This is a genomic window from Dyella japonica DSM 16301 (genome assembly GCF_001010355.1).
GTDB lineage: Bacteria > Pseudomonadota > Gammaproteobacteria > Xanthomonadales > Rhodanobacteraceae > Dyella > Dyella japonica.
Genome location: NZ_JPLA01000012.1, coordinates 91,519 through 109,567, shown reverse-complemented (window position 1 = coordinate 109,567; position 18,049 = coordinate 91,519). Strand labels below are relative to the sequence as shown.

The window sequence follows — 18,049 nt, the reverse complement described above, 5'->3', positions numbered from 1 at the left end:
CTTTGTGCGGTTTGAAAATAATTCCTGCAGAAAGCACGCGAAAGTGCGTCTGATTGCGCGGTTTCGAGCAAGTTTGATCTGAAACCGCACGAGTTTGTCCCTGCGCGCTATCCAGCAAAACCATATCGCCTATGATGCAGACCTCGCCTGTCCTGCATGCCGCGGAGCGTTTCAGTGTTTGTCCATGTCGAAACCCGCCGTCGTCGGCATGTGCAATGGGCAACCGTGCTCGTTGTGGTCGTGTGCGTGATCAGTTTTGTCGGCCTGGCCTTGATGCCGGGGCCGCAGCGCATGTCGATGTGGTTGGAATGGGGAACCGTGCCGGCGAACATCTTCGATCCCAAGGCCCCGCTGCTGCCGCAACTGCACGATCCTTCGCTGCTGCGCCTGTTCACCGCACTGTTCATCCATCTGGCCTGGCTGCATCTGCTGGGCAATCTGCTGTTCCTGGTGATCTTTGGCTTGCCCGCGGAGCGAGCACTCGGATCACTGCGTTTCCTGCTGCTGTTCGTACTGGGTGGCATCGTGGCGAACCTGGTGGGTGCGCTCTCGCTGACCGGTGTGCGCTCGCCGATCATTGGTTGCAGTGGCGCGGTGTCGGCCGTACTCGGCACCTATATCGCGCTGTTTCCGCGCGCGCGTCTGGGTCTGGTGCTGCCGCTGGGCCTCTATCTTGAGTTCGTGCGTGTCCCTGCCTTCCTGCTGATTGGCATCTGGGTCCTGCTGCAGTTGCTCTTCAGCTACGCCGGCCCGAGCTATGGCGCGGTGGTGTGGTGGACGCACATCGCGGGCTTCCTGTTCGGGGTGGCGTTCGCGCTGTTCTCGCGGGATGCGATCGCGCGGCGTTTGCGCGGATAATCGGCCTCATGCGTAACAAGAAACTCTACAAAGTCACCTTCCTGCACCTGGGCAAGTGCTACGAGCTCTATGCCCGCCATGTGGCGTCCAGCAGCCTGTGGGGTTTCACCGAAGTCGGTGAACTCGTGTTCGAACCCGTCGGCGAAGGCCTGCTGGTGGATCCCACCGAGGAGAAGCTGCGTGATGAGTTCAAGGACACGCGCGTGCTGCACCTGCCGATGCAATCGGTGGTACGGGTCGAGGAAGTGGAGAGCAAGGGTGCGCTGGTGATCCGCGATGCCAGCGATGGCCAGAAGATCACCCCGTTCCCGATGCCGCCGCGCGGGCGCTGAACCGTCGGCTAGACGTGGCGGATGAACGCGATCACGATTTCCACGGCGATCAGCAGGATGATGGCCAGCTCCATCAGCTCGCCGCGCTTGCTTGAGGCTTCGTCGTACAACGCCGCGTAGCTGTCGCGGATGATGGCCAGCTTGCGATCCACGGCCTTGCTGACATGAGGTACGCGGAACAGCTCAAGGGCTGCCGCGTAGACGCGCGCGAGATAGACGTCTTCGGTCACCTGCAAGGCGTTGTCCACCTTCTCGGTAATCTCGGTGACCTCCGCCACCAGCGTATACAGATGCCGTGCGAGATCCGCGTAGCGCCGCGCTGCGAAAGGGTTGGCGACGTTGTGCGTCGCTTCGACCAGGTCGTACATGCGAGGCAGTTCGGCGTCGAGCCATTCGTCGTAGTAGCGCAACTCCAATAGCTGAGCATTGGCCACTTCGAGGATGTCGACCACATCGGACTCGCCACGCGGTTCATAGATGAAGGCACGATCCCAGGTGACCACGGCCAGGTCATCGGTGTAATACGAAAAGCGCTGCCGCAGCAGCTCCTGTCGCGCCGATTCCGAGAGTGGTCGCGATTCGCCCGCAAGCAAGGGCACCAGATCGAGTTCGTCATGCAGCGTCGCCGTACTCTCGACGCCCTCGAGCGCATGCACCAGGCCGAGCAGATAGTCTTCATGCAGGATGGAGGGACTCGGGCGCTGCAGCGCGGGTCCCACGATGTCCGTGATCTGCGCGAGCAGGCGCGTCCAGGCGTCCGAATCGGAGGCCAGGCCGAACGCGGCATCCACGGCATTCACGCGCGCGCTGAAATCGATCCAGGACAGATCATCGGCAGGCACGCTGATGGATAATGCAACGACGCCGAACTCATAGAGCCGTGCCAGCGCGGTGGCCTGCAATGCGTGGCCGCCAATCACGATGTCGAGCGGTCCCAGCGTCAACTCCACCGGCGGCACACCAAAGGTCAGTGCCTTCGTCGGCGCCGTGACCAGTCGACTGCGCGCGGTAGCGGTGCGCGCCCGTTGCGCCCACAATGACTCGGCTGCCGTCAGATCAATCGTGTCGGCGACGTCCATCAGCCGCATCGCCATGACCGATGCGCGGTGTACATGCGGTTGTCGACCCATGGTGTTCGTCCATGTGGCGGCGCCTGCTTCCTCACGTTCGCGCCGATGGACCGATTCTAGACCGTGTGCGTGACAGCCATGTCAGCCGGCGGCCAGACCGTGATGACGCGAAAACTGCCGGAACAGACGACGCGCCAGCGGGGTCGGGGCCACCTGCTTGAAGGTGTGGTGCGGATCGAAGCCTTCGCGCTTCATGTCGTGGTGTTTGCGATCGATGTAAGCGCGCATCACATCCGCATTGAATTCGGGATGGAACTGCGCGCTCATCGCGTTCTTGCCATAGCGCACGAGGTGATGCGGGTCGCGCGAGGAACTGGCCAGCACGGTGGTGTTCTTCGGCAGCTCGAGCACGCTTTGTTCATGCGTGGCATGGGCACGAAATGCCGACGGGAAACTGCCGGCCAGCGGATCGTTCTTCGCCGCGTCGAGCATGTTGATCGTTACGGTACCGATCTCGCGACCGCCTGGCAGATAGTCGACGCGTCCACCCAGCGCATGCGACATCAGCTGATGGCCGTAGCACACGCCGAACATCGGCAGTTCCAGATCCATCGCGTCACGGATCCATCCCGCCGTGCGTTCGCTCCACGCAGCGCGCTCGGTGACCATCGCGGCGGAGCCGGTGATCAGTGCGCCGGCCACTTCGCTCGGTGCAGGAAGCTCCTCGCCCGCCTCCACGTCGACCACGCGGATGCGTTCAGGCAGCAGTTGTGCGCCGAGGCGGAACCAGTGCGGGAAATCGCCGTGACGCGCGCGGATGGGAGCGGGGGCGCGACCGGTGCGGATGATCAGGACAGGCTTCATGCGATGCGATACGACGAATGCGTTGAGTGAGCGGGCAGCGTCGTCAGACGATGCCATGTTCAATGGGTGGAATCACCGTCAGCACTTCCTTGACGGTGGTGACACCGCGCGCGACTTGCGCCGCCGCGGATATGCGCAAGGGACGCATGCCTTCGGCGAGCGCGGCATGTCCGAAGTGACCCAGGTCCAGCTGCGACGAAATCAAGCCGCGCAGCCGCGATGACAGCGGTAGCATCTCGTAGATGCCGGTGCGTCCCATGAAGCCGGTATTGCGGCACTCCAGGCAACCCACCGGTTTGTAGACCTTCTCGGGCAGCGGCACATCCCAGCCGTGCGTGAGCGCGGTCCATTCGTGCGGCTCCTGCTCGGTGGCCTGCTTGCAATGGGCACACAGTGTGCGTACCAGGCGCTGCGCCACCACGCCGGTCAGGGTGGACTGGATCAGGTAATGCGGCACGCCCAGATCAAGCAGACGGGTGATCGCGCTGGGCGCATCGTTGGTGTGCAGGGTGGAGAGCACAAGGTGACCGGTGAGCGAGGCCTGCACGGCCATCTGCGCCGTCTCCAGGTCGCGGATTTCGCCGACCATGATGATGTCCGGGTCCTGTCGCAGCAGCGTGCGCACGCCCATGGCAAAGTCCAGGTCGATCGCCGCCTGCACCTGCATCTGGTTGAACTCGGGGCTCACCATTTCGATCGGGTCTTCGACCGTGCAGACGTTCAACTCCGGCGTCGCCAGATGCTTGAGCGTGGAGTAAAGCGTGGTGGTCTTGCCCGAACCGGTCGGGCCGGTCACCAGCACGATGCCGTGCGGGCGCTCCACCATGGTGCGCCAGGCCTCGCCTTCCTCGGGCGAAAAGCCCAACTGCGAGAAATCCTTGGCCACGATGTCCGGATCGAAGATACGCATCACCACCTTCTCGCCGAACGCGGTCGGCATGGTGGAGATACGCAGTTCCACTTCACGTCCCGAAGCCGAGCGTGTCTTGATGCGGCCATCCTGCGGGCGGCGCTTTTCGGCCACGTCCATGCGCGAGAGGATCTTGATGCGCGCCGTCACCGCGGTCATCACCGGGGGCGGCAGCTCGAACACCTTGTGCATCACGCCGTCGATGCGGAAACGCATCAGGCCGGCTTCGCGACGCGGCTCGAGATGGATGTCCGAGGCGCGTTGTTCGAACGCGTACTGCAGCAGCCAGTCCACGATGTGCACGACGTGGCGATCGTCGGCGCCGACTTCGCCGCCCTTGCCCAGCTCCAGCAGCTGCTCGAAGTTGAGGATGGCGGAGGAGTCGTAGCCGGTGGTCTTGGCGTCCTGCGCCAGCTGGATCGAGCGCTGTACGCCGTAGAACTCCAGCAGGTAGCGGTTGATGTCGATCGGGTTGGACACCACCCGCTTCACGTCACGCCGCAACATCTGCGAGAGATCGGCGGCCCACGCATTGTCGAACGGCTCGCAGGTGGCGAAGGTCGCTTCGCCCGGCGCCACCGCCACCGGCAGGATGCGATGGCGCTCGGCGTAGGCGCGGCTGACCACCTGGGTCACCGCGGCCACGTTGATCTTCATCGGATCGATTTTGAGATACGGCAGCTGGGCGTGGCCGGCCAGCCACTCGGTCAGCGCCTCCAGGCTCAGCGGTCGACCGGGATCGCGCTGGTTGGGCAGCTTGGCGTTGGCCACCAGCACCAGCGGATGCAATTCCACCGTGGCGCGGCCGCTGCGCGTGCCCATGCGCACCTGCTTGGCGTCTTCGGCGAGCAGATACCCGTCGACCACCAGCGTGGCGAGCATTTCATCCAGCGCCAGCCGACTGCGGCGGCCGAGCAGGGACACGGTTTGCGGCGAAGCGGCCATGCGGCGATCTCTCCGATAGGCTTTATGCGCTGGATTCCAGCGGAGAAAGCGGTCCCGGCTATACTAACCCGCTTTATTGAAGCCCACGGAAAGCCATGTCCGCGCGCACCTTCCAAGATGTGATCCAGACCCTTAACCGCTATTGGGCGGCGCAGGGTTGTGTCCTGCTGCAGCCCCTCGACACCGAGGTCGGCGCCGGCACCTTCCACCCTGCGACCTTTTTGCGTTCGCTCGGCCCCGAGCCCTGGGCGGCGGCGTACGTGCAGCCCTCGCGCCGACCCACCGACGGCCGCTACGGCGAAAACCCGAACCGCCTGCAGCATTACTACCAGTACCAGGTGGTGATGAAGCCGAACCCGGACAACATCCTGGACCTGTACATCGGTTCGCTGAAGGAGCTGGGACTGGACCCGCTGGTGCACGACCTGCGCTTCGTCGAGGACAACTGGGAATCGCCGACGCTCGGCGCCTGGGGTCTGGGCTGGGAAGTCTGGCTCAACGGCATGGAGGTGACCCAGTTCACCTACTTCCAGCAGGCCGGCGGCCTGGAATGCCGTCCCGTGACCGGTGAGATCACCTACGGTCTGGAGCGCCTGGCCATGTACCTGCAGAACGTGGACAACGTCTACGACCTGGTCTGGACCGATGGCCCGCGCGGCACCGTCACCTATGGCGATGTGTTCCACCAGAACGAAGTGGAACAGAGCACGTACAACTTCGAACACGCCAACGTGCCCGAATTGCTGCGCTGGTTCGATGTGTGCGAAGGCGAGGCCAACAAGCTGATCGCCGCCAACCTGCCGCTGCCTGCCTACGAGCAGGTGATGAAGGCCAGCCACACCTTCAACCTGCTCGACGCGCGCCGCGCCATCAGCGTCACCGAGCGCCAGCGTTACATCCTGCGCGTGCGCACGCTGGCCCGCGCGGTGGCCGAGACCTATGTCGCGCAACGTGAAAAGCTCGGTTTTCCGGGCCTGAAGAAGAACGTGAAGGAGCAGGCTGCATGAGCGCCGCCACCAAGCCGCTGTTGATCGAACTGGGCACGGAAGAATTGCCGCCCAAGGCGCTGGACGAACTGTCCGCGGCCTTCCTGCGCGGCATCTGCGACGGACTGGCCAAGCGCGGCGTGGATGCCGGCCTGGACGAAGCGAAGCTGTATGCTTCGCCGCGTCGTTTGGCCGTCTATATCCCGGCAGTGGCAGTCAATCAGCCGGAGCAAAACGTCGAACGTCGCGGCCCGGCCGTCAATGCGGCACTCGATGCCGAAGGCAATCCGAGCAAGGCGTTGCAAGGTTTTGCGCAGTCTTGCGGCGTGACGGTCGAGCAGTTGGAAAAGCTCGAAACCGACAAGGGTGCGTGGTTTGTGTATCGCGCGGTCAAGCCCGGCCAGCCGGTGGCGGCCTTGTTGCCCGAGATCGTGGACGAGGCACTCAAGGGTTTGCCGATTCCCAAGCCCATGCGCTGGGGCGATCACGACTACACCTTCGTGCGTCCGGTGCACTGGCTGGTGATGCTGCACGGCGCGGACATCGTCGACGGCAGCGTGCTGGGCCTGACCAGCGGCCGCAAGTCGCGCGGCCACCGTTTCATGCACGGGCAGCCCGTGCACGTGTCCGACGCCGATATCTGGCTGGACTCGATGCGCGCGGCCAAGGTGCTGGCCGATCCGACCGAGCGTCGCCAGAAAGTGCGCGATGAAGTCGCCCGTGCGGCGAAGGAAACCGGTGGCGTGCCGCAGCTCGACGACGCGCTGCTCCACGAAATCGCCAACCTCACCGAATGGCCGGTGGCGATTGCCTGCACCTTCGATCGCGAATTTCTTGCGGTGCCGCCCGAGGCGCTGGTCACCACCATGGAGACCAACCAGAAGTTCGTGCCGGTGTTCGACGCGAACGGCAAGCTCACCGAGCATTTCATCGGTGTGGCCAATATCGAGAGCAAGCAGCCGTCGGAAATCCGCAAGGGCTATGAGCGCGTGATCCGTCCGCGCTTTGCCGACGCCAAGTTCTTCTGGGACGAAGACCTCAAGACGCCGCTGGCCGGCTACCAGGATCAGCTCAAGCAGGTCACCTACCAGCAGGCGCTGGGCAGTCTGTGGGACAAGAGCGTGCGCGTGGCCGAGCTGGCCCGCATCATCGCCGGCCGCGTGGACGTGGATGCCGGCGCCGCGACGCGCGCCGCCTCACTCAGCAAGTGCGACCTGCTCACCCGCATGGTCGGCGAATTCCCCGAGCTGCAGGGCGTGATGGGTCGTTACTACGCGGCGCATCACGGTGAGGCGGCCGACGTGGCCGACGCACTGGACAGCTATTACCAGCCGCGCTTCGCGGGTGACGCCATTGCCGCCGGCAAGGTGGGCCAGGTGCTCGCCGTGGCCGATCGCTTCGATACGCTGGCCGGCATCTTCGCCGTCGGCATGAAGCCCAGTGGCAACAAGGATCCGTTTGCCTTGCGCCGTGCCGCGCTCGGTCTTGCGCGTACCCTGGTCGAAGGCGGACTGGAGCTGGATCTGCGCGGCAGTTTTGTCGAGGCGCTGGAGCTGTTGCCGGAAGCGGCGCTGGCCGCCGGCCTCAAGCCGGGCAAGGACGGCAAGGCGCCCGCGCTCGACGCCGGCAAGCGCCGTGCGGCGCTGGCGGACGAACTGGTCGAATTCGTGCTCGATCGCCTGCGCGGCTATTACGCCGAGCAGGGCTTTACCAGCGAGCAGTTTGAGGCCGTGGCAGCCGTGTCGCCGTCCAGCCTGGTGGATTTCGACCGTCGCCTGCGCGCGGTCGGCGAGTTCGGCCGCCGTCCGGAAGCCCTGAGCCTGGCGGCGGCGAACAAGCGCGTGGCCAACATCCTGCGCAAGCAGGCCGAGGAAGCCGGCGCCGCGCCGGTGGGCACCACCGTCGACCCCGCGCATTTCGAGGCGGAGGCCGAACGCTCGTTGCATGCCGCCCTCGACGCCGCCCGCGCCGATACGCATGCGCCGCTGGAAGCGGGCGATTACGCCGCGGTGCTCACGCGCCTGGCGCAGTTGCAGGCGCCGGTGGATGCGTTCTTCGACAGCGTGCTGGTCAACGCGGAAAATCCGGCGGTGCGCGCCAACCGCCTGGCCTTGCTGGGCCAGCTGAAGGCGCAATTCGGCGCCATCGCGGACATCGCCCGCCTCTAAGACCGGCGTTCGCACCCATGCAAAAACGGCAGCCCTAGGGCTGCCGTTTTTGTTTCAGGCCGTAGGCACCGGTGCGTTTACGCGGCGACCTGACGGCCGCGCTTCACGCGTTCGTGCAGGCGCTGGTTGAACGAGACCATCGCGGTGGCGTCCACGTCGGTGCCGCCCGGACCAAGGATTTCATAGAGGTCGGCCAGCATATCGGCGTTGTCGGCCAGGGTCAGGCGGCTCTCGGCCAGGTCCAGCTCCGACTGCAGGATGCGCAGCGCCGTGTTGAGGCGGTTGGGATCCATCGCCAGGCCGCTGGCATGCAGCGTGTCCGCGGCGGTACGCAGCTTGGAGCGATGACGGTTCGCCATCGTCTCCGTGTTCGTCTGGTCTTCGCCCGAGGCCATCGCGTCGGTGGTCTGGATGGTCCCTTCGCCGGCCACCAGCCACACCAGGGAAATACCCAGGGTCTTGGCCAGGGTCACGCAGCGCGCGCGCGAAGGATCGGTATTGCCGTCCCGCCAGCTACGCACGACGCCTTCAGAAAAACCGCACATCCGAGCGATCTCGGTGACGCTGCCCACGCGCTGGATCAGCACTTTTATGCGATCGGCAAAGGTGGACGAAGACTCGTTAGTCGAAAGTTTTTGCATGTTCATCGCATTTTCCTGGCGGATGGCGACTTGTAAGGGGAGCGTGGCCCGAAATTTAGAAACGTCAGCGTGAAGCAAGCGTTACGAAATCGTTGACACTCGTAAGAAAATTCTCATATGGTCGTAAGTTCATGGTAGCGGGAACTCGTGGGGAGCAACTTCTACCGAGACCAAGAACGCAACGGCTGCGAATTGGTAATCAAGAATGCGCCGGGTTGTTCAGCTGGCAGACAGCAAGTTTCGAGGTGCAACGCCTTTGGAGCCTGCCACTTGCAAGCAAGTCGGCATTTTGGCGTCGGTTGGGGCCGGCGTCTTTACTGGGGAGTAAATATGCAGTTCCGCAAGAAAGTTGACAATAAACTTACGGTTGCCGTCCGCCTGGCACTTGCCGTAGGTACCTTCGCAGTCGTGGGTCCGGCCTTTGCGCAGAATGCGGGCGGCCCGGCAGCCAGCGAAAACGAAGCGAAGAAGCTCGAAACCGTCACCGTTACCGGTACGCGCATTCCGCGCGTCGATGTGGAAACCGCCCAGCCGGTGGTGACCATCGACCGCAAGCAGATCCAGAACCAGGGCTTCACGTCGGTTGCTGACATCCTGCAGAACCTGACCGAAGTCGGTTCGCCGCCGATCAGCCGCGCCAACGCGCTGTCCTCGGGCGAAGACGTGGGCGGCTACTACGTCGACCTGCGCAACCTCGGTCCCAACCGCACGCTGATCCTGATCAACGGCAAGCGCCTGGGCGCCAACACCTCCGGCCTGCAGGATCTGGGTCAGATCCCGGTCTCGGTGATCGACCGCATCGAAGTGCTCAAGGACGGTGGTTCGTCGATCTACGGTTCGGACGCCATCGCCGGCGTGGTGAACGTGATCACGCGCAGCAACTTCACCGGCGCCGAGGCCAATGCCTACGTCGGCCAGTACGACAACAACGACGGCAAGGGCCAGAGCTACGACTTCACGCTGGGTACCGCCAACGATCGCGGTTCGATCATGGCCAGCGCGCAGTACCAGAAGGACGATCCGGTCTGGGCGAAGGACCGCGAATTCAGCGCCTACCCGTCGGGCCCGTTCCACCCCACCGCCGGCTGGAGCGGCATCAGCCAGTACGGCTCGTTCAGCGGCCCGTGCGGCCCGGGCGGCGCCAAGGCGACCTGTACCCTCAAGCCGGGCACTGACCCGCGCGATATCGCCAACTATCAGCCGCTGACCTCGGCGCGCTACGCCAACTCCAACCAGGAGATGACGCTGGCCACGGGTCAGGAGCGCACCTCGTTGTTCGTGGCAGGCAAGTACAACCTGCTCGACAACCTCGCGTTCAAGACCGACTTCCTCTACAACAAGCGCGACACCCTGCAGCAGATCGCCGGCTATCCGTACCAGTCGGCCGCGTTCGGCACGCCGATGGCGGCCACCAGCTACTTCAATCCGCTGGGCACCACGCTGAACTTCGCGCGTCGTGGCTGGGAAGTGCCCCGTACCACCAACAGCGAACTGGAAACCTATCGCTGGACCGCCGGCTTCGAAGGCTTCTTTGAGCTCGGTGGCCGCAGCTGGAACTGGGACGTTGGCGCGATGACCAATCGCAACAACATGCTCAAGACCGGTCATGGCGACTTCAACCTGATCAATACGGAAGCTGCCGTCGGCCCGTCGTACATGGGTACGGACGGCAAGGTGCATTGCGGTACCGCCGCCAAGCCGGTCGCCGGCTGCGTGGTATGGAACCCGCTGCTGCCGTACGGCCAGGCTGGCGCCGGCTCGCTCGCCGATCCGGACCTGCAGGCCTTCCTGTTCCCGGAATTCCACGACACCGGCAAGACCACCACGACCGATTACACCGCCAATATCGCGGGCACCTTCCAGGGTCTGCCGGCGGGTGACGTCGGTGTGGCCGCCGGTATCGAGCATCGCCAGGAAGACGGCCGCTTCGTGCCGGACGCCTTCAACCAGGCGGGCCTGAGCTCGGGTCTGGCCGCGACCACGACTGAAGGCAAGTACTCGGTCAACGAGGCTTACCTCGAGTTCGACGTGCCGCTCCTGCGTGACGTGGTGATGGCGCGCGAACTGTCCATCGACGTGGCCAGCCGTTACTCCGATTACGACAACTTCGGCACCACCACCAACAGCAAGGCCAGCGTGAAGTGGAAGCCGATCGACGACCTGCTCGTCCGCGGCAGCTGGGCGCAGGGCTTCCGCGCACCGACCATCTCCGACCTCTACGGCGGTATCGGCAGCAGCTTCGAGTCGTACACCGATCCGTGCGATACCAAGAGTGGTTCGGCCAAGGGCAACCCGGCGGTGGCCGCGCGTTGTACCGGCGGCTTTGGCGGCCAGGCGGCCGTGGCGGCGAACTATGTGCAGCTGGGTCAGGCGCTCAACCCGTGCACGACCTATCCGTGCCAGACCAACTATCAGTTCACCACCGGCTCCAACTCCAAGCTGACCCCGGAAACGGCGACCACCCGTACCTTCGGCGTGATCTACAGCCCGCACTACGTCGAAGGCCTCGACGTGTCGCTGGACTGGTACAAGATCGACATCAAGAACGTGATCGCGCAAGACGCCGTGCAGGACATCCTGGACGACTGCTACGTGGCCGGCATCGCCTCGCGCTGCTCGGGCTTCACGCGTGATCCGGCCAATGGCGTGATCACCAACATGTTCTACGGCCTGACCAACAAGGGCTGGCAGAAGACGGCCGGCTACGACTTCGGTGTGAACTACCGCTTCACCATCGATTCGATCGGTCAGTTCGCCACGCACTGGAACACGACCTACGTCGACTACCTCAACGTCAAGGCCGACGACAATCCGGACACCACCGTGCAGCCGCTCACCGGCTACGGCGGCAACTTCCGCACCCGTTCCAACCTGTCGCTGGACTTCACGCGTGGCCTGTTCGGCATGACCTGGACGATGCGTTACTACTCGGGCATGACGGAGCGTTGCTCCTACGTCACGCCGGCCGAGTGCAACGACATCGACCACGTCGATCCGTTCAACGGCGCACAGGCACAGCGTCACACCGGCTCCACCACCTTCAACGACGTCCAGTTCCGCTGGACCATGCCGTGGAAGGGCGTGATCTCGGTCGGCGCGAACAACGTGTTCGATAAGCAGGGTCCCATCATGTACTCGAAGCCGAACAGCTCCTTCGTGTACTACGGCGGCTTTGACATCGGTCGCTTCTACTACCTGAAGTACAGCCAGCGCTTCTAATCGGCGCGGGTGCAAAACCCAGGGGCGGCCCGGTGACGGGCCGCCTTTTTTGTTCACTGGTCGTTTAGGCGGCTATCCCTGCTTTTGCATACGCAAGCGCATGGAGCCAACTTTTACAAGCCCTTACGTTTGGGCTATGCTCAAGGGCTCCCCCGTGTAGAGTCGAGGCGTGTTGGGCGCCTGTTGGTTCTCGCGCTAAGCCCTGACTATCGATAGAGGTTTTTCACATGCGCCGTCTTGTTTGGTCGCTGATGTCGGTCGCTGCTCTGGCACTCGCCGGTTGTGGCAATTCTTCCCAGTCGCCCGAGGGCGGCGCGCAGGGCGGTGACGCCGCGCAGACGCCGGCTCAGGCCAACCAGATCACCGGCCAGGTGGCCCTGCGCGATGCGGGCACCACCGTATCGCCGGCCGCGAAGCTCGATCTGACCCTGATCGACGTGTCCACGCCGGACGCCACCCCGCTGGCCACCAAGACGATCGAGTCGGCGAACACGCTGCCGATCACCTTCCAGCTGCCGTTCAACCCGGCCGACGTAAACCCGGCCGGCCTGTACGTGCTGAAGGCCACGCTGACCGACGGCGATCGCAAGTACAACCCGCCGCTGCAGACCCAGGTGCTGACCAAGGGCATGCCTACCCAGGTGAACATCCAGCTGGTGGGCGAGCAGACCCAGGGCGAAAAGGAACTGGCTGCCTTCACCTCCGTGCAGAAGCAGATCGGCGGCATGAAGATCAGCAACGGCACCAAGCTCGAAGACAAGGTCTCGCGCGGCTGGCAGGTGTTCCGTGAAGCGGGTGAAGTGAAGTTCATCCGCGAAGAAGTCGATTACGGCGACAAGGGCTTCACCAGCACCGACTACGCCTACAAGGACGGCAAGCCGTGGGTGGTCGTGCAGCAGAAGAAGTCCAGCAAGGATTCCAAGCCCAGCTCGACCGAGCGCGCGGCCTGGGGCCAGGACGGTACGCTGGTGCTCAAGACCAACGACCAGGGCAGCAAGAGCTCGCCGCTGTCCGACGATGAAGCGGCCAGCCTGCAGAAGCAGAGTCAGTCGATCCTGAATCTGGCGACGAACGGCAAGGGCAAGTAAGCCCCTCGCCGGCTCGACGCCGCGAAAAGCCGTCCGCGCAAGCGGGCGGCTTTTTTGTTGGGCGTCGTTTGGACGTCCATCCGTCCAAAGGTGACGTTGTCACTCTCGTCGTCAATGCCCTATCCCTCACCGTCATTCCCGCGAAAGCGGGAATCCAGTGCCTTTAAGGCGTCAGAGCAAAGTCGCTGGATGACCTGCTTCGCCGTTGTACAGCGCCTCCCGCTTTCGCGGGAATGACGGTGAGGGAGAATTCGAGTCGTGTCCAAGCCAACAAAAAAGCCGCCCGCTTGCGCGGACGGCTTCGTTGCGGAATGCAGGTAAGCCTTAGAAGGCGTACTTCATCCCCAGGTTCACGCTGTTGTACTTCTGGCTGTTGTCGCCGAAGCGGCCGCTGTAGCCCACCCAGCCGCTCAGGGCCTGGCTGAACTGGGCGCTCAGGCCGATGTCGCCGGTGCCCCAGGTCTTGTCCGGCGAGAAGCCGACCAGTTCGAACGAGCCGGGCATGCCGTTGAGGCCGGCGGTGACGAAGCGCGGGTCAGCCTTGCTGTCGTAGTTGAAGGCGAGCTCGGCGTACGGCGACAGCATGGTGTTGCCAGCCTGCCAGTGGCCTTCCAGGCGCCAGCCCAGGGTGGAGACCTGCGAATCGCGCTGCTGGCTGCCGAACCACATGGCCGTGCTGTCGCTGCCGCTCTCGTTGTAGCTGTCGACCTTGACCGTCTGCCATTCGAAGTTGGCGAACGGACCGGTGCGCAGCGTGCCCAGGTCGAACCAGTAGCCGCCGTTGATGCCGCCGCCGACGTGGTTGCCGTCAGCCTTGGCCGTTTCGCTGCGCAGCATGTTGCCGAGCTGGATCTTGCGCTCGATGTCCGAGAAGTTGTCCTGGCCGAAGTCCACGTAGCCGCCCACGTAGGCGCCTTCCTGGTGCCACATCATGTAACCCAGGCCCGACACGTCCTGCAGCTTGTAGCCGCCGCCGCCGGCGTAGTCGGCGTTGTGCTGGCCGATGTTCAAGGCGATGCCGCCGGACCAGTTGTCGTTGAAGCGCACGTCGACGCCGGTGGTCAGGTTGACGTTGTCGCTGGAGGTGCGCGGCGAGCCGGAGCTGGCGTCGAAGCGCTGATCGCCGTAGTCGATGTTGGCGAACACGCGGGTGTCGCTGCCCTGGCCATCGGCCAGCATCTGGTTGCGGATCGCGCGGTTCTGCGCCTGGATCGAGGCCAGCGGTGCTTCCGCCAGCAACGAGGCATAGCCCGGTGCGCTGAGGATGGAGACCACGTACTGGCCCAGCATCACGTCAGCGGCGGTGGTCGGGTGCACGCCGTCGGCGAACAGATAGGTCTGGTTGGCGCCCGCCGGGTAGGTGTAGGGCAGGCCCGAACCGGCCGGGCCGCAGGCGACCGAGCTGGAACCCACGCCGCAAGCTTCGTTGGTGACATTGGTGAAGCCGTAGGCGCCCGGGTTGGCGATCACTTCATTGAGCAGGCTGAAGGTGTCGACCGGGATGATGCCCTTGCCCAGCTGGGCGATGCCGGCGCTGAGCGTGCCATTGAAGATCAGGCTGAGGCCGGTCAGCGACGAGGCGGCGCTGGCGCCCTGCTCGAGCGCGGACGGGGTCAGGCCGATGTTGGGCAGGTTGAACACCAGGATGTTCTTGGCGCCGGCGGCCTGCATCTGGCCGATCAGCTTCACTTCCTGCTGCGCGGCGGCGGCCACGGAAGCCTGCGCCTGTGCGGCCGTCTGGAAGCCCGACACGCCTGCGGCAGCCAGCACCTGCTGGGTCACGGCGGCGGTCACTGCCTGGGTGATCTGCGGGGTCAGCGCGGCGATCTGCGCCGGCGGCACGCCAGCGGCCTGCAGCTGGGCAATCTGCAGCTGCACGTTCTGCTGGATCAGCTGCTGCGCGGTGGCGCCAGCGCCGGCGGCGGTGGCCGAATAGAAAATGTCATTGGCGCCGCCCCACACGGAGTACAGCGCCTTGCTGTCGAACTTGCCGGCAGCGAGGTAGGCATTGACCTGGGTGGTGATGGTCGGCACGGCCGACGGCGTGCCCGGCGAGTTGGTCAGCACGCCAGCGCCGCCCCAGGCGTAATCGCTGCCGCCCGCCAGTGAGGCGGTGAGGCTGTAGCCGTAGTGGCCAGCCACGTTCTGCACCGTCACGGCACCCGGGTTGGTGGTGAATTCCAGCGGCGGCTGGATGGCCGGATTGGTGGCCAGCGAGATGTTGCCGGCGTCGCTCAGGCTGTCGCCGAACACCACCACGCTATCGAACTGGGATTTGGCGGCGAACGCCGGAGAACTGATCAGCAACGCGGCGGCAATGGCGCCGGCAATGGTGCGAGTACGAAGCATCGGTAACACTCCTTGAACCGGGGCGGCTTTGTTATGGCTGCGTTACGGTAATGCATGCCCATACGTAAGCGCATGCTGCGCCGCACCGCAACGGATTGGGGCGAGTCCAGCCCTCAATCCTGTAGGAGCGCACCCTGTGCGCGACCGGGGCGATCGATGGGGATCGCTACGCGGTTCGCGCACAGGGTGCGCTCCTACAGAGGGCGGCTCAGCGCTTTTGGGCTTTGGAGAAGGCGTCGGCAAAGGCGCTGTTGGACGGCGCGGGCGCCGGCTTGGGGGCGCCGCCACCCGGACGCGGGCCGCGGTTGTCGCGCGGGCCGCCGCGGGAGGCGTCGTTGCCGCCGGCCGGGCGGGCGCCACGGACCTGCTGGCCCGGTTCGTCGTCCAGACGCATGGACAGGCCGATGCGCTGGCGGGGCAGGTCGACCTCCATCACCTTCACCTTGACGATGTCGCCGGCCTTCACCGCATCGCGCGGGTCCTTGACGAAGGTGTGCGAGAGGGCCGAGACGTGCACCAGGCCGTCCTGGTGGACGCCGATGTCGACGAACGCACCGAACGCCGCCACGTTGGTTACACGGCCTTCCAGCACCATGCCGGGGCGCAGGTCCTTCACGTCTTCCACGCCGTCGGCGAAGCTGGGCGCCACGAATTCCGGGCGCGGATCGCGGCCGGGCTTCTCCAGCTCCTTGAGGATGTCGCGCACGGTCGGCAGGCCGAACGTCTCGTCGGTGAACTGCTCGGCCTTGAGGCCGCGCAGGAAGCCGGTGTCGCCCATGATGGAGCGCACCTCGCGGCCGCACTGGGCAATGATGCGCTCGACCACCGGATAGGCTTCCGGATGCACCGCGCTGGTATCGAGCGGATTGTCGCCGTTGGGCACGCGCAGGAAGCCCGCGCACTGTTCGTACGCCTTGTCGCCCAGGCGCGGCACCTTCAGCAGTGCCTTGCGGTTGGCGAACGGGCCGTTGGCATCGCGATGCTTCACCACGTTCTCGGCCACGCTGGCGCTCAGGCCGGCGACGCGCGAAAGCAGCGCGGCCGACGCGGTGTTTACATCCACGCCCACCGCATTCACGCAGTCTTCCACGCGTGCATCGAGTGCACGTGCCAGCTTCACCTGGTTCACGTCGTGCTGGTACTGGCCCACGCCAATGGCCTTGGGCTCGATCTTCACCAGCTCGGCCAGCGGGTCCTGCAGGCGACGCGCGATGGACACGGCGCCACGCAGGCTCACGTCGAGATCCGGGAATTCCTTGGCGGCCGTTTCCGACGCCGAATACACCGAAGCACCTGCTTCGCTCACCACGATCTTGGAGAGCTTGTGTTCCGGATGCGTCTTGGCCAGGCCCTTGATCAGTTCGCCGGCAAGCTTGTCGGTTTCGCGCGAGGCGGTGCCGTTGCCGATCGCGATCAGATCCACGCCGTGCTTCTGGCACAGCCGTGCCAGGGCAGCGAGCGATTCGTTCCACTGGCGGCGCGGCTCGTGCGGATAGATCGTATCGGTGGCGAGCAGCTTGCCGGTGGCGTCGACCACGGCCACCTTCACGCCGGTGCGGATGCCCGGGTCCAGGCCCATCACGCTCTTGGCGCCGGCAGGGGCTGCGAGCATCAGGTCCTTGAGGTTGTCGCCGAACACGCGGATCGCTTCGTCTTCCGCGCCTTCGCGCACACGGCCGAACAGGTCGAGCGTGAGATGCAGGTGCAGCTTCACGCGCCAGGTCATGCGCACCGTCTCGCGCAGCCATGCATCGGCCGCACGACCGCGATCGAGAATGCCGGCGTGCGCTGCCACGCGGCCTTCGCCTTCGACGTGACCCTGTTCCTGGTCCAGCGCCGGCGACAATTCAAGTTCGATCACGCCTTCGTTGCGCGCACGCATCAGCGCGAGCAGGCGATGCGAGGGGATCTTGCCGATCGGCTCGATGTGATCGAAGTAGTCGCGGAATTTCGCGCCTTCGTTTTCCTTGCCTGCAACCACTTTGGCGCGAATCTGGCCCTTGTCCCATAGCCACTGGCGCAGCTCGCCGACCAGGCCGGCGTCCTCGGCAATCGATTCCATCAGAATGGCGCGCGCGCCATCCAGCGCGGCGCGCACATCGGCCACGCCCTTCTCGGCATCGACATAGGACTCGGCAGCGGCTTCCGGCGACTGCGTGGGATCTTCGCGCAGGCCCAGCGCCAGCGGCTCCAGGCCGGCTTCGCGGGCGATCTGCGCCTTGGTGCGACGCTTGGGCTTGTACGGCAGGTACAAGTCCTCCAGGCGCGCCTTGGTGTCGGCCGAGAGGATGTCGTTCTTCAGCGCATCGCTGAGCTTGCCCTGTTCCTCGACGCTGGCCAGGATCGCGCTGCGCCGCTCTTCGAGTTCGCGCAGGTAGCGCAGGCGCTCTTCCAGCAGGCGCAGCTGCGTGTCGTCGAGACCGCCGGTAGCTTCCTTTCGATAGCGCGCGATAAACGGCACGGTGGCGCCGCCGTCGAGCAAATCCACCGCGGCATGAACCTGATCCGGCTTGGCGGCGATGTCCTGGGCAATACGTTGTTCGATGCTGAGCATGGGGCTAAGACGATTCCTGAGCGTTCGACAAAACAACGGACCGCCACGCGATCCGCCGGACCGTC

General features: G+C 64.8%; 12 protein-coding genes. 6 read left to right on the top strand and 6 right to left on the bottom strand.

The annotated features are described in order from the left end of the window. Positions 1 to 174: 174 nt before the first annotated feature. Together Y882_RS04860 and Y882_RS04855 are read left to right on the top strand one after the other, a co-directional pair. Positions 175 to 858, top strand: a complete 684-nt coding sequence (locus tag Y882_RS04860) for a rhomboid family intramembrane serine protease (RefSeq protein ID WP_046970762.1) — start codon at positions 175 to 177, stop codon at positions 856 to 858. 8 nt (positions 859 to 866) lie between these two features. Further along, entirely contained in the window at positions 867 to 1,190 is a 324-nt protein-coding gene (locus Y882_RS04855; protein ID WP_046970761.1) for a DUF1820 family protein, read from the top strand. Between the two features lie 8 nt (positions 1,191 to 1,198). Here Y882_RS04855 and Y882_RS04850 read toward each other — a convergent pair whose 3' ends face one another. The 3 genes from Y882_RS04850 to tfpB form a co-directional block, all read right to left on the bottom strand. Further along, on the bottom strand, positions 1,199 to 2,320 hold the full coding sequence (locus Y882_RS04850; RefSeq protein ID WP_244466230.1) for a hypothetical protein: 1,122 nt from the start codon (positions 2,318 to 2,320) through the stop codon (positions 1,199 to 1,201). Positions 2,321 to 2,401: 81 nt separating this feature from the next. Beyond that, positions 2,402 to 3,124 (bottom strand): glutamine amidotransferase, encoded by a 723-nt coding sequence (locus Y882_RS04845; RefSeq protein WP_046970771.1) that lies wholly within the window; start codon positions 3,122 to 3,124, stop codon positions 2,402 to 2,404. 43 nt (positions 3,125 to 3,167) lie between these two features. Next, positions 3,168 to 4,979, bottom strand: coding sequence for a type IV pilus assembly ATPase TfpB (gene tfpB / locus Y882_RS04840; RefSeq protein WP_046970760.1), 1,812 nt, complete (start codon positions 4,977 to 4,979; stop codon positions 3,168 to 3,170). A gap of 95 nt (positions 4,980 to 5,074) precedes the next feature. On the opposite strand from tfpB, the gene glyQ reads away from it, so the two are divergent. Both glyQ and glyS read left to right on the top strand, forming a co-directional pair. Continuing rightward, positions 5,075 to 5,986 carry a glycine--tRNA ligase subunit alpha gene (glyQ, locus tag Y882_RS04835; RefSeq protein WP_046970759.1) on the top strand — a complete coding sequence of 304 codons (912 nt, stop codon included), beginning with the start codon at positions 5,075 to 5,077 and terminating at the stop codon, positions 5,984 to 5,986. After that, positions 5,983 to 8,133, top strand: coding sequence for a glycine--tRNA ligase subunit beta (glyS, locus tag Y882_RS04830; protein WP_046970758.1), 2,151 nt, complete (start codon positions 5,983 to 5,985; stop codon positions 8,131 to 8,133). The genes glyQ and glyS overlap by 4 nt, the downstream gene beginning before the upstream one ends. 77 nt (positions 8,134 to 8,210) lie before the next feature. Here glyS and Y882_RS04825 read toward each other — a convergent pair whose 3' ends face one another. Then, entirely contained in the window at positions 8,211 to 8,780 is a 570-nt protein-coding gene (locus tag Y882_RS04825) for a helix-turn-helix domain-containing protein (RefSeq protein WP_046970757.1), read from the bottom strand. Between the two features lie 324 nt (positions 8,781 to 9,104). Between Y882_RS04825 and Y882_RS04820 the strand changes: the two genes are divergently transcribed. Further along, positions 9,105 to 11,993 (top strand): TonB-dependent receptor plug domain-containing protein, encoded by a 2,889-nt coding sequence (locus Y882_RS04820; protein ID WP_046970756.1) that lies wholly within the window; start codon positions 9,105 to 9,107, stop codon positions 11,991 to 11,993. A gap of 227 nt (positions 11,994 to 12,220) precedes the next feature. Then, positions 12,221 to 13,081: a DUF1481 domain-containing protein gene (locus Y882_RS04815; RefSeq protein WP_046970755.1), complete on the top strand. Its 861-nt coding sequence runs from the start codon at positions 12,221 to 12,223 to the stop codon at positions 13,079 to 13,081. A 324-nt stretch (positions 13,082 to 13,405) separates the two neighbouring features. Here the strand turns inward: Y882_RS04815 and Y882_RS04810 are convergent, their stop codons facing one another. Then, the gene (locus Y882_RS04810) at positions 13,406 to 15,430 is read right to left on the bottom strand and encodes an autotransporter outer membrane beta-barrel domain-containing protein (protein ID WP_046970754.1); all 2,025 of its coding nucleotides are present in this window, start codon (positions 15,428 to 15,430) and stop codon (positions 13,406 to 13,408) included. Positions 15,431 to 15,638: 208 nt separating this feature from the next. Continuing rightward, complete coding sequence (locus Y882_RS04805) at positions 15,639 to 17,984, bottom strand: Tex family protein (RefSeq protein WP_046970753.1); 2,346 nt, start codon at positions 17,982 to 17,984, stop codon at positions 15,639 to 15,641. Between the last annotated feature and the right edge of the window lie 65 nt (positions 17,985 to 18,049).